Raw genomic sequence first — 4289 nt, forward strand, 5'->3', positions numbered from 1 at the left:
CGGCGGCCACTCGCACGACCACGCCCGCGCCTCGCGCACGAGGCTCCTCATGGCGCTCGGGGTCACCGCGGGCGTCATGGCCGCCGAGCTCGTCGCCGCCCACGTGTCCGGTTCCCTGTCGCTGGCGGCGGACGCGGGCCACATGGCAGTGGACTCCTCCGGGCTGGTGGTCGCCCTGGTCGCGGCCCACCTGATGACCCGGCCCCGCGACGACCGCCACACGTGGGGGTGGGCGCGCTCGGAGGTGCTGGCTGCCGCCCTGCAGGCGGGGATGCTGGCGATCATCTGCGCCGTCGTCGCGTGGGAGGCGGTGTGGCGCCTCGTGTCGCCCGGGGCCGTCGAGCCCGTCCCCATGCTGGTCGTCGGCGCCGTCGGCCTGATCGCCAACGGCGCTTCCCTGCTCATCCTCATGGGAGGGCGGGGCTCCTCCCTCAATATGCGCGCCGCGTTCCTGGAGGTCGCCAACGACGCCCTGGGCTCCGTCGCGGTGATCGCCGCCGCGGCCTGCGCCCTGGCGACGGGGTGGAGCGGCGCCGACGCCGTCGCCTCCCTGCTCATCGCCGCCCTCATGGCGCCGCGGGCGCTGGGGCTGCTGCGCAAGTCCGTCGCGATCCTCATGGAGCGGACCCCCCACCGGATCGAGCTGGCGCAGGTGCGCGAGCACATGCTGGCGGTCCCGGGGGTCACCCGCGTCCACGACCTCCACGTCACGACGGTCGCCACCGGTCTGGTGGCCGTGACCGCCCACGTCGAGGTCTCCCCCGCCGTCGACGCTCACGGGCGGGACCTCATCGTCCACAGCCTCGGCGAGTGCGCGGCGCACCACTTCCCCGTCGAGATCGCCCATTCGACCTTCCAGTTGGAGTGCGCGGAGCACGCCGCCCACGAGCACCTGGCCCACTGATCCCGGCCCCGCCGCGCGTCGCCAACGGGGGCGCCAGGGCGGCGGGGCCCGTCCGCACTGGACCGGCGCCCAGCAGGGCACGAGCGCGCGGCGGACCACCGGCGCTGCGGGCGCCCCCGGCGCGTCAATTACTGCCGAACGGTCCGCCAGTGCGACACGCAGGGACTCCGGGGGTCTTCCCTCTCATTACGAAGGGGGGTATCGTAATGGTCGGCCAACATTTACCAGTCGGTCCATGTTGGTTCATGACCACCGGATACCCAGAAAGTGAGCTCATGCGCTACCTCAACAAGACCATCGGAGCCGCGGGCGCCCTCGCGCTGGCGGCGGCCGGACTGCTGTCCGGCCCCGCGCTCGCCGACTCCCCCACCACGATCCACGTTTCCCAGGCGACCGGCGCGGACACCAACGACGGCAGTGCCGAGCGCCCGTTCGCCACGCTGGGGGCAGCGCTGAAGGCCGCGCCCTCCGGTGCGACTGTCGAAGTCGCCTCGGGCACCTACCGCGAGGGCGAGATCACCTCGTTCAAGAGCCTCACGATCACCGCCGGCAAGGGGCAGCAGGTCTCGCTCAACGGCGCGGACGTCGTCGCGGACTGGAACGACAACGGTGACGGCACCTACTCCTCGGCCCGCAGCGACTTCGTCCGCTTCTCGCACGTGGGCACCGTGAACGCGAACCCCGCGGTCGAGGGCATGGCCGCCTACCCCGAGCAGGTCTTCGTCGACGGCAAGGAGCTCACCCAGGTGGCGGAGCGCTCCCAGGTGGGCCCGGGCACCTTCTGGGTCAACGACCCCGACCCCGTGACCCTGGTCAACCCCAAGAACAACCGCCAGGGCTACAACGTCAAGCCCCACACCGGCGTCGGCTACGTCCTGGGCGACAACCCCTCCGGGCACACCGTCGAGGTCGTCCAGCACCACCGGGCGCTCACCCTGGGCGGGGAGGGCACCGTCTTCAACGGCTTCACGGTCGAGAAGTACTCGCCCCTGCAGCAGTGGGACTACAAGGACCCCGAGATCGGCACCCTCACCGGGGGCGCCATGTTCTTCGTGGGCGGCAAGAACGTGTCGATCACCAACAACACCTTCCAGTACTCGGCGATGGGCACGGCGCTGGGCCTGGCCAACGCCGACGGCTCCACCGTGTCGGGCAACACCATCGCCCACAACGGCGGCGTCGGCTTCGGCATCAACCGGTCGACGAACGTCTCCGTCGAGCACAACACGTGGTCGATGAACAACCAGGCCGGCTTCATCGTCGACAACTGCGGCGCCTACTGCACCATCGGCGACACGAAGATCACCCATTCCGACGGCATCCGCTACGCCTTCAACACGCACGACTACTCCCAGGCCGGCTACAACCACAACGACCCCAACGTGGACAGCCCGCGCCGCGTCATCGGCGTGTGGTTCGACGAGGGCGTGATGAACTCCCAGATCGTGGGCAACCACTTCATCAACGTCGGCAAGTCCGCGATCTTCGACGAGGTCAGCTCCCACAACATCATCGCCTCGAACATCGTCGAGAGCTCCTTCCAGGGGATCGTCCTGTCGGGCACCGACTCGGACAAGATCTTCAACAACACCATCGTCGACACCCTCTCGCCCATGGTGATCCGCGAGGACACGCGCTACAACGGCTGCAACGCGCGCAACGAGGCCGGCGAGTGCACGGCCCCCGAGTCCTGGTCCATTGAGAAGGGCCTGACGTGGAACGCCACCGACAACCAGATCTACAACAACGTGCTCACCAAGTCGGCCAACTCCAAGGAAGGCGACCCGTGGCGCTACTCCATGCTGCTGCGCTTCGCCGGCGGCGTGAACGGCGACGGCACCGCCGTGTACGGGCCCCAGGAGGCCCAGGGCCTCGACTACAACACGTACTACCGCACCTCCAAGGACACCGAGTGGTTCACCATCCACTGGCAGTGGGCCAAGGACGGCGGCGGAGCGGGCGCGTTCAACGCCCCCACTCTGGCCGAGTTCACGTCCCACCCGCAGGCGGGCACGGACTCCGCGCCCGGGCGCGACGCCCACGGCCGCGAGGCGCACGGGCAGGACATCATCGCCCCGCGCGCCCAGCAGAACCTCTTCGTGAGGCTGCCCGCACAGGAGAACCAGTTCGGCGCCGCCGACCTGCACCCCGCTCCCGGCGGGCCCCTGGAGAAGTCGGGCACCGCCCTCGACCCCGCGGTCGCCGCGGCCATGCGCCTGAACCCCGACAACCCCGTCGACAAGGGCGCCCTGGTGAACGCCGCCTGGGGCGACTGAGTCCCGGGCACCGCGCGAACGGGCCCCGGTACCACTGCAGTGGTGCCGGGGCCCTCCGTCTCATCCCCTTCCATCTGGTCGGCTTTGGCTGTAGCCTGACCATGTCCGAATGATCCGGGCGGCCCCCAGGGGAGGCCGCAGACGCGCGTGGAGGGGATTGTGGAGCGTCCTTCTGATTGGAGCGTCGTGGGGTACGCGTCGGACCCGGTCCCCGGCGACCCCTTGGTGGTGCGCCAGGGCGCCTTGGACTACCAGAGGATCGCGGATTCGATCGCCTCCTGCGCCCAGGCGCTGCGCTCCCTGGACGCCGGGGGTTCGCGCGGATCCCAGGCTGTTGCCGCGCTGCTGGAGACCCGTGACGACCTGCTGGACAAAGTGGGGGTCGCCGAAGGCCGGTACAGGGAGGCGGGAGGCGCCCTGGAGGAGTACGCGGGGGCGTTGGACAGGGCGCAATCGGATTCGCTGAACGCATTGGCCGCGGCGAAGTCCGCGCAGGCGGACGCCATGGAGGCGCGGACCCGGGCCGAGCGCATGCGCGCCTCGGCGGAGGAGTACCCCGCTGACGGGGACGGGGGTGACGACCGCGCGCGGTACATGCGCCTCGCGGGGGCCGCCGACGCCGACGAGGCAGCCGCCCAGGGGCGCGTCGCCGCTCAGAAGGAGATCATCGACCGCGCCGTTTCCGAGCGCGACATCGCGGCCGAACGCGCTATTGAGATCATCAACGGCGCCTGCGGCGACGGGCTCGCCGACTCGTGGTGGGACGACTGGGGAAAGGCGATCACCCAGTGGATCGCGAAGATCTGCGAGATCATCAGCGGAATCGCGGGGGTTCTGGCGCTCCTGGTGTCCTGGGTGCCCATTGTCGGACAGGCGCTGGCCGCGTTCCTCGGCGCCCTGTCGGCCGTCACGGGCGTGATCGCAGCGCTGGCCAATACTGTGCTGGCGATGGCCGGGGAGCAGACGTGGCTCGACGCCGTCATCTCCGTGGGCTTCGCCGCACTGGGCTGCGTGGGTTTGGGCGGGTTGCGCGGTGTGGCGGCGAGCGCCCGGGCCATGGCCGGAGCGCGCGGCGCATGGGCCGCCGCCGGCGGGTTGCGCGGCGTGGG

Annotated in this window: 3 protein-coding genes; all 3 read left to right on the forward strand. The window is 70.6% G+C overall.

Features of this window, described 5'->3' with window-relative positions:
* The coding region (locus tag BH719_RS03915; RefSeq protein WP_009743456.1) for a cation diffusion facilitator family transporter at positions 1-904 on the forward strand (904 nt) is incomplete at its 5' end.
* 245 nt (positions 905-1149) lie between these two features.
* Positions 1150-3180: a right-handed parallel beta-helix repeat-containing protein gene (locus BH719_RS03920; protein WP_245683313.1), complete on the forward strand. Its 2031-nt coding sequence runs from the start codon at positions 1150-1152 to the stop codon at positions 3178-3180.
* Positions 3181-3339: 159 nt separating this feature from the next.
* Positions 3340-4289 (forward strand): putative T7SS-secreted protein (locus BH719_RS09585; protein WP_342671367.1); only part of this gene is annotated, 950 nt, incomplete at its 3' end.

It is taken from the genome of Pauljensenia hongkongensis, assembly GCF_001746855.1.
GTDB classification, from domain to species: domain Bacteria; phylum Actinomycetota; class Actinomycetes; order Actinomycetales; family Actinomycetaceae; genus Pauljensenia; species Pauljensenia hongkongensis.